Source organism: Kitasatospora paranensis (assembly GCF_039544005.1).
GTDB lineage: Bacteria > Actinomycetota > Actinomycetes > Streptomycetales > Streptomycetaceae > Kitasatospora > Kitasatospora paranensis.
On the sequence record NZ_BAABKV010000001.1, the window covers coordinates 6,309,335 to 6,328,552 of the forward strand.

At 75.0% G+C, this 19,218-nt stretch carries 18 protein-coding genes and 1 pseudogene; 6 read left to right on the forward strand and 13 right to left on the reverse strand.

Annotation, left to right across the window (positions count from 1 at the left end):
- Window positions 1-40: 40 nt before the first annotated feature.
- From ABEB13_RS29970 to ABEB13_RS40795, 9 genes and pseudogenes are all read right to left on the reverse strand, one after another.
- A complete protein-coding gene (locus tag ABEB13_RS29970) occupies window positions 41-796 on the reverse strand; it encodes an alpha/beta hydrolase (RefSeq protein WP_345707951.1) in 756 nt (251 codons plus the stop codon).
- A complete protein-coding gene (locus ABEB13_RS29975) occupies window positions 793-1,797 on the reverse strand; it encodes an amidohydrolase family protein (protein ID WP_345707952.1) in 1,005 nt (334 codons plus the stop codon). The genes ABEB13_RS29970 and ABEB13_RS29975 overlap by 4 nt, the downstream gene beginning before the upstream one ends.
- On the reverse strand, window positions 1,794-2,321 hold the full coding sequence (locus ABEB13_RS29980) for a 3-hydroxyanthranilate 3,4-dioxygenase (protein ID WP_345707953.1): 528 nt from the start codon (window positions 2,319-2,321) through the stop codon (window positions 1,794-1,796). The genes ABEB13_RS29975 and ABEB13_RS29980 overlap by 4 nt, the downstream gene beginning before the upstream one ends.
- A gap of 3 nt (window positions 2,322-2,324) precedes the next feature.
- The gene (locus ABEB13_RS29985) at window positions 2,325-2,756 is read right to left on the reverse strand and encodes a RidA family protein (protein WP_345707954.1); all 432 of its coding nucleotides are present in this window, start codon (window positions 2,754-2,756) and stop codon (window positions 2,325-2,327) included.
- Window positions 2,749-3,537, reverse strand: coding sequence for a 2-keto-4-pentenoate hydratase (locus ABEB13_RS29990; protein WP_345707955.1), 789 nt, complete (start codon window positions 3,535-3,537; stop codon window positions 2,749-2,751). The genes ABEB13_RS29985 and ABEB13_RS29990 overlap by 8 nt, the downstream gene beginning before the upstream one ends.
- Window positions 3,538-3,559: 22 nt before the next feature.
- Window positions 3,560-5,005, reverse strand: a complete 1,446-nt coding sequence (locus ABEB13_RS29995) for a 2-hydroxymuconic semialdehyde dehydrogenase (RefSeq protein WP_380230395.1) — start codon at window positions 5,003-5,005, stop codon at window positions 3,560-3,562.
- Between the two features lie 79 nt (window positions 5,006-5,084).
- Window positions 5,085-6,395: an FAD-dependent oxidoreductase gene (locus ABEB13_RS30000; protein ID WP_345707957.1), complete on the reverse strand. Its 1,311-nt coding sequence runs from the start codon at window positions 6,393-6,395 to the stop codon at window positions 5,085-5,087.
- Window positions 6,392-7,684, reverse strand: a complete 1,293-nt coding sequence (kynU, locus tag ABEB13_RS30005; protein WP_345707958.1) for a kynureninase — start codon at window positions 7,682-7,684, stop codon at window positions 6,392-6,394. Before kynU ends, ABEB13_RS30000 begins: the two co-directional genes overlap by 4 nt.
- A gap of 16 nt (window positions 7,685-7,700) precedes the next feature.
- Window positions 7,701-8,587, reverse strand: a pseudogene (locus ABEB13_RS40795) (tryptophan 2,3-dioxygenase).
- 145 nt (window positions 8,588-8,732) lie between these two features.
- Between ABEB13_RS40795 and ABEB13_RS30020 the strand changes: the two are divergent.
- Together ABEB13_RS30020 and ABEB13_RS30025 are read left to right on the forward strand one after the other, a co-directional pair.
- Complete coding sequence (locus ABEB13_RS30020) at window positions 8,733-9,173, forward strand: Lrp/AsnC family transcriptional regulator (protein ID WP_100887914.1); 441 nt, start codon at window positions 8,733-8,735, stop codon at window positions 9,171-9,173.
- Window positions 9,174-9,296: 123 nt separating this feature from the next.
- Window positions 9,297-10,022, forward strand: a complete 726-nt coding sequence (locus ABEB13_RS30025) for an IclR family transcriptional regulator (protein ID WP_345709872.1) — start codon at window positions 9,297-9,299, stop codon at window positions 10,020-10,022.
- 151 nt (window positions 10,023-10,173) lie between these two features.
- Here the strand turns inward: ABEB13_RS30025 and ABEB13_RS30030 are convergent, their stop codons facing one another.
- The 4 genes from ABEB13_RS30030 to ABEB13_RS30045 all read right to left on the reverse strand — a co-directional run bounded on the left by ABEB13_RS30030 (window position 10,174) and on the right by ABEB13_RS30045 (window position 14,617).
- The gene (locus ABEB13_RS30030) at window positions 10,174-11,943 is read right to left on the reverse strand and encodes an AfsR/SARP family transcriptional regulator (protein ID WP_345707961.1); all 1,770 of its coding nucleotides are present in this window, start codon (window positions 11,941-11,943) and stop codon (window positions 10,174-10,176) included.
- A gap of 253 nt (window positions 11,944-12,196) precedes the next feature.
- Entirely contained in the window at window positions 12,197-13,123 is a 927-nt protein-coding gene (locus ABEB13_RS30035; RefSeq protein ID WP_345707962.1) for a CHAP domain-containing protein, read from the reverse strand.
- Window positions 13,124-13,296: 173 nt separating this feature from the next.
- Complete coding sequence (locus ABEB13_RS30040; RefSeq protein WP_345707963.1) at window positions 13,297-13,497, reverse strand: hypothetical protein; 201 nt, start codon at window positions 13,495-13,497, stop codon at window positions 13,297-13,299.
- Between the two features lie 382 nt (window positions 13,498-13,879).
- The gene (locus tag ABEB13_RS30045; protein ID WP_345707964.1) at window positions 13,880-14,617 is read right to left on the reverse strand and encodes a helix-turn-helix domain-containing protein; all 738 of its coding nucleotides are present in this window, start codon (window positions 14,615-14,617) and stop codon (window positions 13,880-13,882) included.
- 626 nt (window positions 14,618-15,243) lie between these two features.
- On the opposite strand from ABEB13_RS30045, the gene mhpD reads away from it, so the two are divergent.
- The 4 genes from mhpD (at window position 15,244) to ABEB13_RS30065 (ending at window position 18,862) form a co-directional block, all read left to right on the forward strand.
- Window positions 15,244-16,056, forward strand: a complete 813-nt coding sequence (mhpD, locus tag ABEB13_RS30050) for a 2-keto-4-pentenoate hydratase (RefSeq protein WP_345707965.1) — start codon at window positions 15,244-15,246, stop codon at window positions 16,054-16,056.
- Window positions 16,053-17,000, forward strand: coding sequence for an acetaldehyde dehydrogenase (acetylating) (locus ABEB13_RS30055; RefSeq protein WP_345707966.1), 948 nt, complete (start codon window positions 16,053-16,055; stop codon window positions 16,998-17,000). The genes mhpD and ABEB13_RS30055 overlap by 4 nt, the downstream gene beginning before the upstream one ends.
- A complete protein-coding gene (gene dmpG / locus ABEB13_RS30060; RefSeq protein ID WP_345707967.1) occupies window positions 16,997-18,028 on the forward strand; it encodes a 4-hydroxy-2-oxovalerate aldolase in 1,032 nt (343 codons plus the stop codon). Before ABEB13_RS30055 ends, dmpG begins: the two co-directional genes overlap by 4 nt.
- 75 nt (window positions 18,029-18,103) lie before the next feature.
- On the forward strand, window positions 18,104-18,862 hold the full coding sequence (locus tag ABEB13_RS30065) for a Clp protease N-terminal domain-containing protein (protein WP_345707968.1): 759 nt from the start codon (window positions 18,104-18,106) through the stop codon (window positions 18,860-18,862).
- Window positions 18,863-19,218: the final 356 nt, after the last annotated feature.

The following is a 19,218-nucleotide window of genomic DNA, read 5'->3' on the forward strand; positions in this document are numbered from 1 at the left end:
GGAACGCTCCCGGCCGGGCCCCGTGCGCCGTCCGGGCCGGTCAGCCGCCGAGCGAGGCCAGCGCCTCCAGGACGGCCGGCCAGGCCGTGCTCAGCGGGTCGATCGGCGCGAAGTGGCCCGCGCCCACCGGCGCGAGCACCCGGGCGCCGGGATGCGCCGCCGCGTAGGACTCCGTCAGTGACGGCGGGACGATCGCGTCCGCCGTGCCGTGCACCAGCACGACCGGTGCGGCCGGTGCCGCCAGCCGCACCGGGTCGAGGTCCGCCCGGTCCTGCGGCGGGCCGCCGAGGAAGTCGGCGACCGCCCCGCCGTCCAGGCCCAGCCGGTCGGCCAGCCGCAGATCAGCCACCGGCGCCAGCGCGACCGTGCCGGCCGGCCGCGCTGCGGGGGCCACCGCGGCGGCCCACAGCGCCAGGTGCCCGCCCGCGGAGTGTCCGAGCACCGCGGTCGACCCGTCGAACGGCACCTGCCCGGCCAGCTCGCCCGGCAGCGTGGCCAGCGCCGCCGCCACGTCGCGCACCGACTCGTCCGGGCGGCCCGGGCTGCGCCGGTACTCCACCGCCGCCACCGACCAGCCGGCCGCGCGCAGCGCCGCGCACAGCGGCCGGGTGTGCCGCCGGTCGTACTCCGGCCGCCAGAAACCGCCGTGCACCATCAGCGCCAGCGGCCGGGACGCCGCGCGCCCGTCGCCGCGCCAGACATCGGCGACCCCGTCCGGCCCGTCGCCGTAGCGGACGGTGAGGTCGGGCGCCGGAGCCGGACGCTCCAGCACCGAGCGGTCCTCCGCGGCGCTCACCCGCGGCCCAGGAAGCGCAGCGCGTTGCCGGACAGCAGCTTGTCGCGCTGCTTGTCCGTCAGGAAGTCCGCCTCGCGGACGACCCGGCCGACCGGCCGCTCGCCCAGCGGGTACGGGTAGTCGCTGCCGAGCACCACCTGGTCCTCGCCGAGGGTGTCGACCAGCAGGCGCAGCGCGGCGGGCTCGAAGACCACCGAGTCGACCAGGAAGCGGTCGGTGTAGTGGCTCGGCGGGTGCTCGGAGCGCCCGCGCACCAGGTCGCCGCGCCGGTGCCAGGCGTTGTCGGCCCGGCCCAGCCAGAACGGGAAGCTGCCGCCGCCGTGAGCGAAGCACAGGCGCAGCGTGTCCGGGACCCGGTCGAAGACCCCGCCGAGGATCATCGCCAGGATCGACAGGTGGGTCTCGGCGGGCATGCCGGTCAGCCAGCGGGCCATCCAGCGGTCGAGCCGGGGCCCGTCCGGCATGTCCCAGGGGTGGACGAAGACCGGCGCGCCGACCTCGGCGCAGTGCTGGAGGAAGGCGACGATCCCCTCGTCGTCGAGGTCGCGGTCGCCGACGTGGTTGCCGATCTCCACCCCCGCGTGGCCGGCGGCCAGGCAGCGGTCGAGCTCGGCGCAGGCCGCGTCCGGGTCCTGCAGGGGGACCTGGCAGAACGGCACCAGCCGACCGTCGCCGCGCGCGGTGACCTCCAGGGTGAGGTCGTTGAAGATCCTGGCGACCTTGGCGGCCTCGGCGGCGGGCCGCTCGTAGCCGAAGAAGACCGGGGTGGGGGAGACCACCTGGAGGTCCACGCCGTCGGCCGCCATGTCCGCCCGGCGGACATCGGCGTCCCAGCACTCGGAGCCGACCGGCCGGAACTCGCTCTCGCCGACCATGATCATGGCCTGCCGCTCGGAGTCGATCCGCAGCCACGGCCAGCCGGTGCCGCCGCAGGCCGACGCGAGGTCGGGCCAGCCGCGCGGCACCAGGTGGGTGTGGACGTCGACGACCGGGCCGCTCACGCGCCCTTCCCCGGGTGCAGCGCGCCGCAGCCGCCGCAGGTGCGGGCCTTCTCGTCGGCGTAGAAGGCCTGGAAGACCGGCGGCAGGTCGGCGACGATGTCGCGGACCTGGAGCTCCACCTCGTGCACCAGCGCGTCGCACGCCGGGCAGTACCACTGGAACCGCTCCAGGGTGCCCTCCTCGCGGACCCGCTCGATCACCAGCCCGATCGACTCCGGGTCGGGCCGCTGCGGGGAGTGCGGGGTGTTCCCGGGCAGCACCCACATCTGGCCCTCCCGGATGTCCACCGTCCGCGGCCCGTCGGCGGTCATCAGGTCGACGTGCATGTCGCCCTTGACCTGGTAGAAGAACTCCTCGTACGGGTCGACGTGGAAGTCGGTGCGGGCGTTCGGGCCGCCCACCACCTGGACGATGAAGTCGTCGCCGGTCGGGAACATCTGACGGTTGTTCACCGGCGGCCTCAGCAGGTGCCGGTTGGCCTCGATCCAGCCCGGGAAGCCGATCGGGTCGGTGATCTCGCTCATGGGTCAACTCTCCTGTCCGGTGGCGTTCGGCAGCACGGCGACGGCCTGGATCTCGATCAAGAGGTGCGGGTGCGGCAGCTGGTGCACGGCGACGGTGGTGCGGGTCGGGCCGTGCTCGTCGAAGTACTCGGCGTAGACCTCGTTGTAGCCGCCGAAGTCGTTCATGCTCACCAGGTACGCGGTGACCTGGACGAGGTCGGAGAGGTCGGCGCCGACCTCGCGGAGCAGGTCGCGGATGTTCTCGATCACGGCGCGGGTCTGCACCCGGACGTCCAGCGCCGTGGTGCCCAGCGCGTCGACCTCGGCGCCCGCGATCGTGTTGTCCGGCCGGCGGCTGCTCGTCCCGGAGACGAAGACCATCCCGCCGGCCACCTTGACGTGCGGGAACCGGCCGCGCGGCACGGCCTTGCCCGCCACCACCCGGGCGTCAGCCACGGCCGTCCCTCTCCGGCAGCGCGTGCAGCGCGGCCGCGCCCAGGCCCTCGACCACGGCCCGGACCTGTGCGCCGGGGCGCAGCGGCACGGCTGCGGTGGCCGCGCCGGCCAGCAGCACCCAGCCCTTGCGCAGCCGGACGCCGTGCCGGTCGGCGAGCCGCACGGCCTCCTCGAAGGCCCGGCGCGGGTCGCCGAGGATCGCCGCCGTCGAGCCGCTCTCCACCGCCTCGCCGTCGATCTCCAGCCGGACGGGGAGGTCGGCGAGCCCGGCCGGCGGCGGCTGCCAGGCGCCGACGGTGAACGCCGCCGCGGAGGTGTTGTCCGCGATCACGTCCGCCAGCGCGAAGCGGAAGTCGGCGTACCGGGAGTCGATGAGTTCCAGCGCCGGGGCGACAGCCGCCACCGCCTCCTCGAAGGAGTCGCCCGGTTCGACGTCCCGGGCCATCAGGAACGCCACCTCGGGCTCGACCCGGGGGTGGATGTAGGCCGCGGTGTCGACGGCTCCGCCGTCCGGGACTTCCATCGCGTCGGTGAGCCGGCCCCAGATCACCTCGGAGACGCCCATCTGGGCCATCTTGGCGTGGCTGGTCAGGCCCATCTTGAGGCCGACGGGGCGTTCGCCGCGGGCCAGCCGCAGGCCGACCAGGGCCTCCTGCACGGCGTAGGCGTCGTCGGTGTCCGCGCCCGCCGCGGCGGCGACCTGCGGGATCGGGGTGCGGGCGGTGGCCGCCTCGTCCAGCCGGGCGGCCAGCTCGGCGGTCTGCTCGGGGTGCAGCGTCACGGTCGGGATGCCTTTCGGGGGTTCAGAGCTGGACGCAGACGTTGGTGAGTTCGCTGTAGAAGTCCAGCGAGTGCACGCCGCCCTCGCGGCCCACCCCGGAGGCCTTCATGCCGCCGAACGGGGTGCGCAGGTCGCGCAGGAACCACGTGTTGACCCAGACCAGGCCGGCGTCCAGGGCGGCCCCGGCCCGGTGGGCGCGGCCGACGTGCTGCGTCCACACGGTCGCGGCCAGCCCGTACGCGCTGTCGTTGGCGAGGGCGAACGCCTCGTCCTCGTCGTCGAACGGGGCGAGGTGGCAGACCGGCCCGAAGACCTCCTCGCGGTTGGTCCGGGCGTCCGGTCCGAGGCCCGTCCACACCGTCGGCTGGACGTACCAGCCGCCGTCCCGGGCGTCGCCGAAGTGCGGCACGCCGCCGCCCGCGAGCACCTCGGCGCCCTCGGCGCGGGCCAGGTCGTAGTGGCCGAGCACCTTCTCCCGGTGCTGGCGGGAGATCAGCGGCGTGGTGCCGGTGGCCTCGTCGGCGGGCCAGCCGAAGGCCAGTTCGCCGGCGCGCTTGGCCAGCCGCTCGGCGAACTCCTCGAAGACCGGGCGCTGCACGTAGATCCGCTCGGTGCACAGGCAGACCTGCCCGCCGTTGGTGAACGACGAGCGGACGGAGCCCTCCACGGCCGCGTCCAGGTCGGCGTCGGCGAACACCAGGCCGGCGTTCTTGCCGCCCAGCTCGAAGGAGACCGCCTTGACCCCGTCGGCCGCCGCCTTGGCGATCGCGCTGCCGGTGGACGACTCCCCGGTGAAGGTGATCGCGTCCACCCCGGGGTGGCGGGTGAGGAACTCGCCGGCGGAGTCCGGCCCGAAGCCGTGCACCACGTTGAACACGCCCGCGGGCACCCCGGCCGCCGCCATCACCTCGGCGAGCAGCGTCGCCGAGGACGGCGTCTCCTCGGACGGCTTGACCACCACGGTGTTGCCGCAGGCCAGCGCGGGGGCGACCTTCCAGGTCAGCAGCAGCAGCGGCAGGTTCCACGGCACGATCACCGCGACCACGCCGACCGGCTTGCGCACCGCGTAGTTGAGTGCCCGTCCGCCGTCCGCCGTCGCGGTGGTGAACGACTCGGTGGGCGTGGTGGACGCGATGTCCGCGAAGGCCCGGAAGTTGGCGGCGCCGCGCGGCACGTCCAGGGTGCGGGCCTGCGCCACGTGCTTGCCGGTGTCGCCGATCTCGGCCGCCACCATGTCCTCGAAGCGGCGCTCGAGTTCGTCGGCGACCCGGCGCAGCACGGCCGCCCGCTCCTGCTCGCCCATCCGGCCCCACGGGCCGCGCAGCGCGGCCCGGGCCGCGCCGACGGCCGCGTCCACCGTGGCCTCGTCGGCCTCGGCGACCTCGAACAGCACCTCGCCGGTCACCGGGCTGGTCTTGGTGAAGGTGGCGGCCGATCCGACGAACTCGCCGCCGACGTGGTTGCGCAGCAGGCCCGGCGCACCGTCCGGACGGCCGGCCAGCAGGCCGGGGTGCCACAGTCGTTCGCTCACCGCTTCTTCCTCCCGATCAGACGGACGGCGACCGCCGCCGTGCCGGCCAGTGCCACCGCGGCGCCGGCCGCGAGCAGCCGCTGCTGGCGGCGCACCCGGTCGCGCACCTCGGCGTACGGCACCGTGGAGAACGACACCAGCTCGTACCGGGACACGTACCGGCCCGGCAGGGCCGCTCCAGCGTGTGCTCCACGCTCTTGACGAACCGGAAGACCGGCGAGGCGACCTTGTCCCGCATCTCCACGAAGTTGGCGAGCGCCATCTCGGCGATCGCGTCCGCGTTGGCCTTGCGGCGACGCTGGTAGCGGGCCAGCGCGGGAGCCCAGTCGCCGCCGGTCGCGGCCAGGCAGCGGTCGAGCTCGACCACGTCCTCGAAGCCGCAGTTGGCGCCCTGCCCGTAGAACGGCACGATGGCGTGCGCCGCGTCGCCGACCAGGGCCACCCGGCCCTCGGCCTGCCAGGGCGTGCACCGCACGGTGCCGAGCCGGCCCACCGGGTTGTGCAGGTAGTCGTCGACCAGGCCCGGGGCGAGCGGCACGACGTCGGGGTAGTGGGCGGCGAAGTGCTCCTCGACCGCCCGCGGGCCGGTCAGCGACGCGAAGCTGCCCGGGCCGGTGGTCGGCCAGAACATCGTGCAGGTGAAGGAGCGGTCCGGGTTGGGCAGCGCGATCATCATCGAGGTGCCGCGCGGCCAGATGTGCAGGGCGCCCGGGTCGAGCGCGAAGTCGCCGTCGACCGCCGGGACGGCCAGCTCCTTGTAGCCGTAGTCCAGGTGGTCGGCGGCCTCCTCGGCGTACCCGTCGGCGACCAGCCGGGCGCGGACGACCGAGCCGGCGCCGTCGGCGCCCAGCACCACCGCGGCGGTGGCCTTCAGCTCGCCGCCGGGGGTGTCGAACAGCAGGTCGCCGGTGCGCGCGTCCAGCCCGGTCAGCCGGTGCTCGAACCGCACCCGGACACCTGGTGCGGCCTCGGCCGCCGCCAGCAGCGCGTTGTTCAGGGCGCCGCGGCTGATCGAGTTGATCGCCCGCTCGCCGTCGTGGCTGTACGCCTGGAAGGCGGGCTCGCCCGCCACCGGGTGGATGATGCGGCCGCGCATCGGCAGCGCGTCGGCCATCACCCGCTCCTCCAGGCCGATCCGGCGCAGCGCGTCGAGCCCGCGCTCGGACAGCGCGAGGTTGATCGAGCGGCCGCGCTCCGGGCTGCCGGTGCGCGGGTCCGGGCGCCGCTCGTAGAGCACCACCCGCTGGCCGCGGCGGGCCAGGTAGCAGGCGAGCAGGCAGCCGGTCAGGCCGGCGCCGACGATGGCGACCTCGCCGTCGTTCCTCATGCGTCCTCCGCCACGGTGCGGGCCAGCGCGTCGGCGGCGCGCCAGCAGTCGTGATAGGTCGAGTACAGCGGCACGGGGGCGAGCCGGACGATGTCGGGCTCCCGCGCGTCGGTCACCACGCCCTGCTCGTGCCGCAGCCGGCGGGCCAGCTCGGCGGCGCTGCCGCGGCCGATCCGCAGCGACAGCTGGCAGCCGCGCCGCTCCGGGTCGCGCGGGGTGACGACGGTCAGCGGGCGGCCCGGCGTGACGGCGTCCAGCAGCCGCTCCAGGTAGCCGGTGAGCCGGACGCTGCGGGCCCGCAGCGCGTCCATGCCGACCTTGTCGAACAGCTCCAGCGACGTGCGCACCGGCCCCATCGCGAAGATCGGCGGATTGGACACCTGCCAGGCCTCCGCCGACGCCGGCGGGGCGGCGACGGGCGCCATCCGGAAGCGGGTCGACGCCTCCGTGCTCCACCAGCCCTCGAACCGGGGCAGCGTGCGATCGGCGAGGTGCCGCCCGTGGACGAACACCCCGCCGAGCGCACCCGGCCCGGCGTTGAGGTACTTGTACGAGCACCAGGCGGCGAAGTCCACGCCCCAGTCGTGCAGCCGCAGCGGCACGTTGCCGGCGGCGTGCGCGAGGTCCCAGCCGACGACGGCGCCGGCGTCCCGGCCGGCCGCGGTGATCTCCGGGATGTCCATGAGCTCGCCGGTCAGGTAGTTGACGCCGCCGAGCAGCAGCAGCGCGACCGTGTCGCCCTCGCGGTCCAGGAAGGCCAGCACGTCCTCGGTGCGCAGCACCGACTCGCCGGCGCGCGGCCGCAGCCGCAGCACCGTGGCGTCCGGGTCGAGGCCGTGGAACCGGGCCTGGCTGCGCACGGCGTAGCTGTCGGACGGGAAGGCGGCGTCCTCGATCACGATCCGGGTGCGGCGCCCGGCCGGCCGGTAGAAGGAGACCATCAGCAGGTGCAGGTTGACCGTCAGCGAGTTCATCACGACGGTCTCCTCGGGCCGGGCACCGACCAGCCGGGCGGCCGCATCGGTGAGCAGCTCGTGGTACGGCAGCCAGGGCCGGCCCGCCTCCAGGTGGCCCTCGACGCCGAGCTGCTGCCAGTCGGCGAGGTCCGCGAGCAGTTCGTCCCGGGTGGCGCGCGGCTGGAGGCCGAGCGAGTTTCCGGCGAAGTACGCGGTCTCGGCGTACCGGCCGCCGTCGGCGGGCGGGATGTGGAAAAGCTCGCGGTGGCCCGGGTCGGCGGCGTCGAGCCGGTGGGCCTCCTCCTCGTCCAGGAGGGTCGGTCGGGTGCTCACAGCTGGCTCTCTCTTCTCACATGTACGTGCGGGCGGACCACAGCTCGGGGAAGGCCTCCCTGGCCATGCTGCGCTGGAGCCACGCCAGACCGTTGGAACCGCCGCTCCCCGGCTTGGCGCCCATCGTGCGGCGGACGGTGTTCAGGTGCCGGTAGCGCCAGTCGCCGAACCGGTCGGCGACCTCGGTCAGCGCCTCGCCGAGCTCCCGCAGGTGGTTGCCGGGGCCGTGGTCGCGGTAGATGTCGACCCAGGCGGCCTCGACCGCGGGGTGCGCCTCGTGCTCGGTGCTGAAGTCCCGGTCCAGCAGGTCGCGCGGCAGCTCGTGGCCGCTGCGGGCGAGCAGCGCGACGACGTCGTCCCACAGGCTGGGCGCGGCCAGCGCCGCGGTCAGCTCGGCGTGCACCTCGGGCTGGGAGCGGAAGGGCCGGATCAGCGAGGCCGTCCGCAGGCCCAGCAGGAACTCCAGCCGCCGGTACATCGCCGACTGGAAGCCGGAGCCCTCGCCGAGCAGGTTGCGGAACCGGTTGAAGTCCGCGGGGGTCATCCAGCGCAGCGTCTGCCAGCTGGCGGTGAGCCCTCCAGGTGGAGCGCCGCGCGGCGCAGCGGCAGCAGCGCGCCCCACACGTCGTCGCCGCGCAGCCGCTGCTGGGCGTCGGTCAGGTCGTGCCGGGCCAGCCCGAAGTACAGCTCCATCACCTGGCTGACCACCAGGAACGACATCTCGCCGGCGTCCTCGCTCAGCGGCTGCTGGAGCCGGTGCAGGTCGGAGGCGCGGACGTAGGCGTCGTACGGGACCAGGCCGTGGAACTCCAGGGTGGGCACACCTCCGGTGGCGGCTGCGCGGTCGGCACGCTCCCGGGCCGTGGCCGGCCGTACCGCGGGTTTCACGGCGGTCTCTTCCATGGGGATCACCCTCCTTGTTGCAGGCCCGGCCATGATGGCGCCGCAGGGCGGGCCGGTGGAATACTGGATCAACGGCGGTAGGGCCGTCCGGCCATCCATACGCAACGCAATCGGCGTGATCACTTTGCGATCGAAAGGTGCCCCCATGGACGACATGGACTGGGCCATCCTGCGGGAACTCCAGGAGGACGCCCGGCTGTCCTTCAGCGAGCTGTCCCGGCGGGTGCACCTGTCGCCGCCGGCGGTCGCCGAACGCGTCCGCCGACTGGAGGACTCCGGGGTGGTGGCCGGCTACCACGCGCAGATCGACGCCGTCCGGGCCGGCTGGACGGTCGCCGCCTTCGTCCGGGTCTCCTGCTACGGGCCGCGGTGCGTGATGCGCGATCCGGAGGTGGCGACCTGGCCGGGCGTCCGGGAGATCCACCGGGTCACCGGCGACGTGTGCAGCATCCTGCGGGTGGAGGCCCCGACGATGCAGGCCTTCGAGGCGCTGATCGAGCGGCTGGCCGAGTACGGGCCGCCGTCCAGCACCATGATCCTCTCCACCAATCCCGGCTGGCGCCCGGTGACCGCCCCGCCGGCCTGATCCGGACCGCGGCCGCCGCGCCGGCCTGATCCGGACCGCGGCAGCCCCGCCGGCCCGAGCTGGACCGCGGCCGCCGCGGCGGCGCATCATCGTTGCGTGGTGCGGAACGCGGAGCAGGGCAACATGCTGGACAAGGCGGTCGGGATCCTCGACTGCTTCCGGCCCACCGGCGGGCCGTACCGGCTCACGGAACTCGCCGAGCGGGCCGGCCTGACCAAGACCACCGCCCACCGGCTCGCCGCCGACCTCGTCCGGCTCGGCCTGCTGGAGCGCTCCGGCGACCGCTACCGCCTCGGCGGCAAGCTCTTCGAACTCGGCACCCTGGTGCCGCGGCGGCACGGCCTGCGGGAGACCGCGCTGCCCTTCCTCCAGGACCTCTACGAGGCCACCCACGAGACCGTCCACCTCGGCGTCCGGGACGGCCACCGGGTGGTCTACCTGGAGCGCATCCACGGCCACGACGCCCTGCCGCTGCCCTCCCGGGTCGGCGGCAGCCTCCCGCTCACCTGCACCGGCGTCGGCAAGGCGCTGCTGGCCTTCTCCGGCCCGGCCCTCACCGAGGAGATCCTGGCCGGTCCGCTGACCGGCCTCACCGAGTACTCGCTGACCGACCCGGCCCGGCTGCGCACAGCCGTCGAGCAGGCGCAGGTCTCCGGCCTCGCCTACGAGGAGCAGGAGTCCGCGCTCGGCGTGAGCTGCATCGCCGCGCCGGTCTTCGACGGCGGCGGCACCGCGGTCGCGGCGCTGTCGGTGGCCGTGCCGCGGGACCGCTTCCGCCCCGCCCAGCTCGCCCCCGCCGTCCGGACGGCCGCCCTCGGACTCTCCCGGGTGCTGCGGGCGGGCGGCTGACCCGGCGCGGCCGGGCGGGGGCGAGCGGGTGGGGCGGGGGCGAGCGGGTGGGGCGGGGCGGCTCAGCAGGCCGCGGCGGCCAGCGCCCCCGGGTGGTGCGCCGCGCGCTCCAGGGCGCCGTGGCGGTCCGGTTCGCCGTCGACGCAGTGGCTCAGCTCGCGGGCGACCGGACGGACGAGGGGGAGTGGCGGTACTCGCCGGGCCGGCCGCCGGTCAGCAGGTGCGCGTCGACCAGCTGCTCCAGCAGTTCCTCCGTGCGGGCGGGCGACTCCCCGAGGATCCAGGCCGCCGTGTCCACCAGCAGCCGCGCGGTGTCCGCGAGCGAGAGCAGCCGCAGCGCGCGGGCAGCGGCCGGATCCAGGGCGTCGTGCGCGCCGGCCAGCCGGCATCGGACGTCCAGGTCGCCGGCGTGCAGCTCGTCCAGCAGCCGGCCGTCGGCGGTGAGCCGGTCGGCCAGGTCGCGGACGCTCCACGACGGCCGGGCGCAGAGCCGGGCGGCGCAGATCCGCAGGGCCAGCGGCAGCCCTTCGCAGGCCCGGATCAGGGCGGCGGTCGCGTGCGGGTCGGCGGCCGTCCTGGCCCGGCCGGCCGCCCGGGCCAGGAAGTCCCGGGCGTCGGCGTCCGGGAGTTCGGCGGTGTGGACGGCGTGCGCACCGGCCAGGTCGGCGAGCCGGCGGCGGGCGGTGACCAGCACCGTGTTGGCGGGGTCGGCGGGCAGCAGCGGCCTGATCTGCCCGGTGTCGGCGGCGTCGTCCAGGACGACCAGCAGGCGCCGCCCGGCCAGCAGCGAGCGGTACAGCGCGGTGCGCTCCGCCAGCCCGGCCGGGACGGCGTCGGGCGCCACGCCGAGGGCGAGCAGGAAGCCGCGCAGCACCGTGGCGGGCGGCGCGGGATCGAGGTGGGATCCGCGCAGGTCGGCGAAGAGGGCACCGTCGGGATGGCCCGCCCGGGCGGCGTGCGCCGCGTGGACGGCCAGGGCCGTCTTGCCGGTGCCGGGGGCGCCCGAGACGACGGCGAGCACCGGCGCGTGCCGGCTGCCGGCGTCGAGGCGGCGGGTCAGGTCGGCCGTCCCGGTGGCGCGGCCGGTGAAGTCCGGCAGGTCCGGAGGCAGTTGGAAGGGCGGGACAGTGATCAGAAGGGTGCTGGGGCGCTCCCCGGCCGCCGCCGGGGCCGGCCGGTGCAGCTCCGGGTCGGCGGCGAGGATGCGCTGGTGGACGGTGCGTAATTCGGCGCCGGGTTCGACGCCGAACTCCTCGTCCAGGATGCCGCGGACCTGCTGGTAGACGGTCAGCGCCTCGGACTGCCGCCCGCTGCGGTACAGCGCCGTCATCAGCTGCACCCAGAACCGCTCCCGCTCGGGGTGGGCGGCGGTGAGCGAGCGCAGCTCGCCGAAGAGCACCGCGTGCTGACCTGTCATCAACTCCGTCTCCAGTCGGCACTCCTGGACGTCGAGCCGGGCCTCGGTGAGCCGTTCGGCCTCGGCGCGGCGCAACGCGTCCGAGTCGACGTCCACCAGGGCAGGTCCGCGCCAGAGCCCGAGCGCTTCGTCGAACAGAGTGCGGGCCCGCTCCGGCTCGCCCCGCCGGAGGGCCTCCGCGCCGAGGTCGCGCAGCGCGATGAAGCGGTGCGCGTCGAACTCCTCGGCCTCGACGTTGATCAGGTAGCCGCCGGCGCGGGTCTCGATCCGCTCGCCGGCCCGGCCGATGCCCTTGCGCAGCCGCATCACGTAGTTCCGTAACGTGGTCGCGGCGCTGCGTGGAGGGTGGATGTTCCAGATGATGTCGACGAGCAGCTCCGTCGGCACCACCTGCCCCCTGCGGACGAGAAGTGCTGCCAGCAGGACGCGCTGCTTGGCTGCCGGGACGGCGCGCAGTTCCGCGTCGTCCCGGATCTGCAGCGGCCCCAGGATCCCGAATTCCATCTGCCCCGCTCTCTGTGGACCGAACACACCGGATCCGGCGGCCGGCGGCGCTTCCCCGTTGCGGGGCGCCGCCGACCGCCGAACCTGATCAAACCCGTGAACGGGTTGTCCGGCAGGCCCGTCCGGTGCCGGTCAATCAACTCCGTACAACATCCGTTCGACAGCCGGACGGGCCCTGCCGGGGCGCGCCCGGATCAGCCGCAGTGGCCCCAGTCGCTGGTCCACATGGTGTTCCGGAAGGTGCCGCCCCACTTCACGCAGGCGCTCGCGGCGGCCGCGGAGACCGGTCCGGCGTAATAGGTGTAGCTCCCGGGATCGTCGACCGTGGCTCCCCCTGGACGGTCAGGGTGGCGTCCAGCGGGACGGCGACGGAGGGCTGCGAGACCATCGTCACCACGCAGTTGCGGCCGCTTGAGGCGTTGTAGAGGAGGTCGACCACGGCGCCGCCGAGGTCGTGGGTGTCGATCACGGTGTAGCCGCTGCCGCAGACCTGGGTCGGCGTGTACGGGTTGGCGGGCGCCGCGGCGGCGGGTGTGGTGTAGCCCTTGATCACGTAGCCGTCGGCCGGGTCCACGGCGGTCGGCACACTGCCGACCGCGGTCTGGCCGGCAGCCAGGGTGATCGACACGACCTTGGAGCTGACGGCGAACTGGGCCATCGTCGAGGCGTTCGGGTCGCCGCCCCAGTCCCCGTTGGCGGTGGTGACCGAGCCGTTCGTGTTCACGGCGGTCACGATGCCCACGTGGTGGATGTCGGAGTCCTGGGTGCTGCCGTACACGACGGCGTCCCCGGGCTGCGGCACGTACGAGGCCGAGGTGTGCAGGGTGCCGTTGGTCTGGCCGTAGGTGAGGAAGCTCGCCGCGGAGGCGTCCAGCCCGCCGGTGTAGAAGCCGGCGTTGCGCCAGACCCACAGGGCGAAGTCGGCGCACCAGTACTCCGGGCCGCCCGAGGCGCCGCCCGTGCAGCTGTGCTCGAACTGGGTGCCGCCCAGGCTGTTGGTGGTCGGGGTGTCGGCGCAGCTGCCGGCGGTCCTGGCCACGTTGGCGGCCGCGAGGGCCGCCGCACCGCCGCCGGTGGCGGCCGAGGCGGCCCCCGCGCCGGTGAACGTCAGCAGGCCGAGGGCCATGGCCGCGGCGGCCAGCAGGCCGGATGCCCGGCGCAGTATTCGATGGAGTCTCACGGTCGCCTCTCCGAACGGGTACGGGACGAGGCGACGACCATCGGCTGACGGTCCGACAGGACCCGTGCCGCGCAGGGCCGTCGCCGCCCCAGTGTCGGTGGCTGGCGTATCGTCGCGGTCGCGCGGCGGCCGCGCGGGCGGAGGTCGCCCGCGCGGCCGCTCCCGGCGTGCCGTCAGCCGATCTCCGGGTACTTGCAGGCGGCCTGTTCGGCCTTGACCCGGTCGGCCGCGGTGAGGTCGGCCGTCCTCAGGTCGGACAGGGCCGGACCGGCCGTGCCGACGGCGGCCGGCGCGGCGCCGGCGGTGCCGAGCGGGACACGCCGGGCATCGAGGACGGGGGTGGGGGTGCCGCCGCCGAGGCAGGCCACCGCCACCACCGTGACGGTCGCGCCGGGGGCCGCCCCCTGGCGCAGCGGGCCGACCCCCAGGACGTCGCGAACGCCGTCCCGGCCCTGCTGTTGAACCCGAGCTGCTGCCAGCTGGCGGCCTTGCCGGACCCGTCCGGCACGGCGTAGTACGCGGCGAACCCGACGATCGGCAACTGCTTCCCGGAGGCACGCAGTTCGAGGCTGTCCGTGATGCCGGGCGGCCGCACCACGGCGAGGGCGATACTCGCCGGCGCGGGCACCGAGTCCGGGCAGTCCGAGGGTTTCATGCCGCTCGGCGGATTGCCGTGGACGACCCCCGAGGAGACCACCCCGCCGCCGCGCATCTTGAACCAGCGGATGTCGGCCGTGCCCGAGGTGGTGTCCGTGATCACGTCGCCCAGGCAGTAGCCGGTGAACTGCAGCGAACAGCCGGACGGCGCCTGCGCCACCACGGCCGCCCCGCGGTTGGCGCCGGCCCGGACGAGGGTGTTGACGAGGTAGGTCGTCCCGGAGAACGCCCCGGCCGGCTCCGCCCGCGGGCAGCTCGGCCCCCGGTCGGGTGCAGGGTGAGGAGCCCGAACGCCGCGGCGAGGGCGAGCACGGTGGCCGCCGCCGACCAGCGGGCCCAGGTCGGCAGCGCGGCGAACGGCCGTGGCGGCCGGCCGGAGGTCACCGTGTCGACGGGGGAGATGAGTTCGGGCACGGCAGGGGACGGCGGTGCGGGCGGGGCCACGGTCGCCACGGTCGCGAGCGCCCCGCGGACGGTCGCCGGCACCGGCGCTGCCGCCCCGCCCCCGGGCGCCGCGGCGAGCGGGGTCGGTGCGGCCGGTGCTGCGGACGCGGATGCGGCACGCTCGCCCGCGAGTTCGCGGTCGAGATCCTGCCAGCGCCGCTCCCACGCGCCGACGTCGCCGCCGCAGGCGCCGACGTACGCCAGGGTCACCTCCAGGCTGGGGAAGCGTACGCCGCCTGCCGCGTCGCTCAGGGTCGTGGCACTGAACCCCGCCAGGGTGGCGAGCGCGCGGTACGTCGGTTCGCCCGCCTCCTCGCGGACCTTGCGCAGATCGTGGGCGAATGCGGGTATCGGCCCGGCTGCCGGGTCGACGGGCCGCGGTTTGCGGGCCAACTCGTTCTCCTTGATCCCCGTCTGATGATCAGCGTGCGAGACGGGAAACTCCGCGCGCGCGCGCGGAGTTCCTGACATGCCCGGGACGGCGGGAATTTTGCTCATCCGATAGCTGAAATCACCGCTGCGGGAGGCGATTTGGGTCGTTCGGTGCGCTATCTGACGGTCCGTCCGACGCGATACGGAGCCGCTACCCGCGCGCTACGGCCACCCGGCAGGATGTCGGTGCCGGAGTGGACGGACCGCGCTGCCGCGGTCCGCCGACGCCCGGATGTCCTTACCGCACCGATCGTCCGGCCCGCCTTCAGCGTGCACTGCGGCAGACCTGACCGACGGGCGCCGGCGGGGCTCTCCAGCCCCACCGGCGCCGGCGCATGCACCCGCGGCGTGCAGCGCCGGGCCCGTGACCGCCCGGTCCGCCGACGACCCCCACCGCCGGCAGCCCGGGCGCCACGCCCGCACCGCGCGGCGTTCCGTGACACGGAACGCCGATTGCCCCAGGATCGGCAGGGCGTCTATACCGGAGGCGTCGAGAGGCCCCCACCGGGCCTCGCCCCCGCCGTTTCCTCCTGGAGGTGCCGCATGGCCGCGCCCCGCGTCCCGTTCCGAGCCGCCCGGAACGGCCGGTGACCGCCGCCGGCCTCCCGGCAGAGGTCGTCAAGGCCGCCGAGGTCCTGGCCGAGGCCGCCCGCACCGGCGTGCCCTGCCCGCCCGTGCGCTCCCTGCTCGCCCCCGGCGACGTCGCCGCCGCGTACGCCGTCCAGCGGTTCGCCGTGGACCGGGCGGTCGCCGCGGGCCGCCGGGTGGCCGGCCGCAAGATCGGCCTGACCTCGCCCGCCGTGCAGCGCCAGCTGGGCGTCGGACAGCCGGACTTCGGCGCACTGATGGCCGACATGGCGGTGCCCGACGGCGGCCTGGTGCCGGTCGGCCGGCTGCTCCAGCCCAAGGTCGAGGCCGAGGTCGCCCTCGTCCTCGGCGCCGACCTGCCGCACGCCGACTGCACCGTCGCCGACGTCATCCGCGCGGTCGACTTCGCGCTGCCCGCCCTGGAGATCGTCGACAGCCGGATCGCCGGCTGGGACATCACCATCACCGACACCGTCGCGGACAACGCCTCCTCGGGGCTCTTCGTGCTCGGCGGCACCCCCGTCCCCCTCACCGCCGTGGACCTGCGCGCGGTCGCGATGACCCTCACCCAGGACGGCCGGGAGGTCTCCCGCGGCACCGGCGCGGACTGCCTCGGCGGCCCGCTCAACGCCGCCGTCTGGCTCGCCTCGACCCTGGCCTCGATGGGCGACCCGCTGCGGGCCGGCGACATCGTGCTGACCGGCGCCCTCGGCCCGATGGCCGCGGCCGCGCCCGGCGACTCCTTCGAGGCGCACATCACCGGACTCGGCTCCGTCCGGGTCGCCTTCGCTCCGGAAGGGGACGCGCAGTGACGACCAAGGTCGCCGTCATCGGCTCCGGCAACATCGCCACCGACCTGATGATCAAGATCCTGCGGCTCTCCGACACCCTGGAGATCGCCGCGATGGCCGGCATCGACCCGGACTCGGACGGCCTGGCCCGCGCCCGCCGGCTGAAGGTCGCCACCACCCACGAGGGCGTCGACGGCCTGCTGCGGATGGACGAGTTCGCCGACGTGTCGCTGGTCTTCGACGCCACCTCGGCCGGCGCCCACCGCCGCCACGACGCGCTGCTGCGCGCCGCCGGCCGCACCGTGGTCGACCTGACCCCGGCCGCCCTCGGCCCGTACGTGGTGCCGCCGGTCAACCTGACCGACCACCTGGACGCGCCCAACGTCAACATGGTCACCTGCGGCGGCCAGGCCACCATCCCGGTGGTCGCCGCGGTCTCCTCGGTCACCCCGGTGCACTACGGGGAGATCATCGCCTCGATCGCCTCCCGGTCGGCCGGCCCCGGCACCCGGGCCAACATCGACGAGTTCACCGAGACGACCTCCTCGGCCATCGCGAAGGTCGGCGGCGCGGCCCGCGGCAAGGCGATCATCGTGCTGAACCCGGCCGAGCCGCCGCTGATCATGCGCGACACCGTGCACTGCCTGGTCGGCGACTGCGACGAGGGGGCGGTGACCGCCGCCGTCGAGGAGATGGTCGGCCGGGTCCAGGCCTACGTGCCCGGCTACCGGCTCAAGCAGAAGGTCCAGTTCGACCGGGTCGCCGCGGACGACCCGCTGCGCGGCCTGCTCCCGCCGGACGCCGTGGCGGGCGGGGCGCTGCGCGTCTCGGTCTTCCTGGAGGTGGAGGGCGCCGCCCACTACCTGCCGGCGTACGCGGGCAACCTCGACATCATGACCTCGGCCGCGCTGCGCACCGCGGAGCACATGGCCGCCCACCGCGCCCCGGAGGTGTCCGCGCGATGACCGACCAGACCACCGGCCCGGAGCTGTACATCCAGGACGTCACCCTGCGGGACGGGATGCACGCCGTCCGGCACCGCTACACCGTCGAGCAGGCCCGCACCATCGCCGCGGCCCTGGACGCCGCGGGCGTCGCCGCCATCGAGATCGCCCACGGCGACGGGCTGGCCGGCTCCAGCATCACGTACGGGGTCGGCGCGCACACCGACTGGGAGTGGATCGAGGCGGTCGCGGACGCCGCCCGCACCGCCGTGCCGACCACCCTGCTGCTGCCCGGCATCGGCACCGTGCACGACCTGCGGCAGGCGCACGCCCTGGGGGTGCGCTCCGTCCGGGTGGCCACCCACTGCACGGAGGCCGACATCTCCGCGCAGCACATCGCGGCCGCCCGCGAGCTGGGCATGGACGTGGCGGGCTTCCTGATGATGTCCCACATGGCCGAGCCGGCCGAACTCGCCCGCCAGGCCAAGCTGATGGAGTCGTACGGCGCGACCTGCGTTTACGTGACCGACTCCGGCGGCCGGCTGACCATGGACGGTGTGCGCGAGCGCTTCCGGGCCTACCGGGACGTGCTGGAGCCGTCGACCGCGATGGGCATCCACGCCCACCACAACCTCGCCCTCGGTGTGGCGAACTCGGTGGTGGCGGTGGAGAGCGGGGCCGTGCGGGTGGACGCCTCGCTGGCCGGTCAGGGAGCGGGGGCCGGCAACTGCCCGCTGGAGGCGTTCGTGGCGGTCGCCGACCTGATGGGCTGGCGGCACGGCTGCGAGCTGTTCCCGCTGATGGACGCCGCGGACGACATCGTCCGGCCGCTCCAGGACCGCGAGGTGCGGGTCGACCGCGAGACGCTGACGCTCGGCTACGCGGGCGTGTACTCCAGCTTCCTGCGGCACGCCGAGACGGCGGCCGCCCGCTACGGGCTGGACACCCGGTCGGTGCTGGTGGAGGCCGGTCGGCGGGGGATGGTCGGCGGCCAGGAGGACATGATCACGGACATCGCCCTCGATCTCGCGGCGCGGGCCGCGGGCTGAACGGGGCGGGCCGCGCGCGGCACGGACTGTCAACCTTCGGTTGACACCTTCCATGTGTCAACCTATGGTTGACACATGGAGAACCGTGCCGCGCTCACGCATCCCGTCCGCCTCGACGACCTGATCGAGGCCATCAAGAAGTCCCACACCGACGCCCTCGACCAGCTCACCGACGCGGTGCTCGCCGCCGACCACCTCGGCGAGGTCGCGGACCACCTGATCGGCCACTTCGTGGACCAGGCCCGCCGTTCCGGCGCGTCCTGGACCGACATCGGCCGCAGCATGGGCGTCACCCGGCAGGCCGCGCAGAAGCGCTTCGTGCCGAAGGACCCGGGTGGCGAGCCGGGTGCCCTCGACCCCAGTCAGGGCTTCGGCCGCTTCACCCCGCGTGCCCGCAACGTCGTGGTGGTCGCGCAGAACGAGGCCCGGGCGGGCAGCCGGGCCGAGATCACCCCGGCCCACCTGGTGCTCGGCCTGCTCGGCGAGCCCGAGGGGATCGGCGCCGCGGCGATCACCGCCCAGGGCGTCACGCCGGAGGCCGTCCGGGCGGCCGCCGAGGCGGCGCTGCCGCCGGTCTCGGCGGAGCTGCCCGCCCTCGTCCCGTTCGACACCGCCGCCCGCAAGGTGCTGGAGCTGACCTTCCGTGAGGCCCTGCGGCTGGGCCACAACTACGTCGGCACCGAGCACATCCTGCTCGCCCTCCTCGAAGTGGAGGGCGGCGAGGGGGTGCTGGCCGGCCTGGGTGTCGACAAGGCCGCGGCCGAGCGCGACATCGCGGCGGCCCTGGCGGCGGCGGTCGAGGCGATGGGGGCGGAGGGGGCGGAGGGGGCCTGAGCCGGGCCGGCGGCGCTGCGGGGGTTGCGCGGCCGTGCCGGCCCGAATGGCGGGGGCTGCCGCAGCGCGGCTGTCCGAATGGCGGGATGCCCTTGGCATCCCGCCATCGTCGTGTTCGGCGGATATCGCCGCCGGGGTACGACTTGACCGATCCGTGATGCACCGTCGAAGCATTCCTGCTATTGCGCGGGGCGAGTTCGCGCCACCGGACGCGGGGCCCGGCAGGGGGCGTCGACCGGTCCGCATCCTCGGCGGACGGCCGCGGCCGACGGCTCCGGTCGGGCGGCCGTGCCCCGTCCACCGCCCGCCCCCGGCGCCCGGCGCGGCCTCCGGGCACCGTGCAGGTCCTGTAATGA

What these genes read in the sequence shown, in the direction of transcription:
- ABEB13_RS30030 (WP_345707961.1), bottom strand. Translation starts at nt 11,943, where the DNA reads ATGGAATTCGGGATCCTGGGGCCGCTGCAGATCCGGGACGACGCGGAA.
- ABEB13_RS30025 (WP_345709872.1), top strand. Translation starts at nt 9,297, where the DNA reads ATGCTGGACAAGGCGGTCGGGATCCTCGACTGCTTCCGGCCCACCGGC.
- ABEB13_RS30065 (WP_345707968.1), top strand. Translation starts at nt 18,104, where the DNA reads ATGGAGAACCGTGCCGCGCTCACGCATCCCGTCCGCCTCGACGACCTG.
- ABEB13_RS29980 (WP_345707953.1), bottom strand. Translation starts at nt 2,321, where the DNA reads ATGAGCGAGATCACCGACCCGATCGGCTTCCCGGGCTGGATCGAGGCC.
- dmpG (WP_345707967.1), top strand. Translation starts at nt 16,997, where the DNA reads ATGACCGACCAGACCACCGGCCCGGAGCTGTACATCCAGGACGTCACC.
- ABEB13_RS30000 (WP_345707957.1), bottom strand. Translation starts at nt 6,395, where the DNA reads ATGAGGAACGACGGCGAGGTCGCCATCGTCGGCGCCGGCCTGACCGGC.
- ABEB13_RS30020 (WP_100887914.1), top strand. Translation starts at nt 8,733, where the DNA reads ATGGACGACATGGACTGGGCCATCCTGCGGGAACTCCAGGAGGACGCC.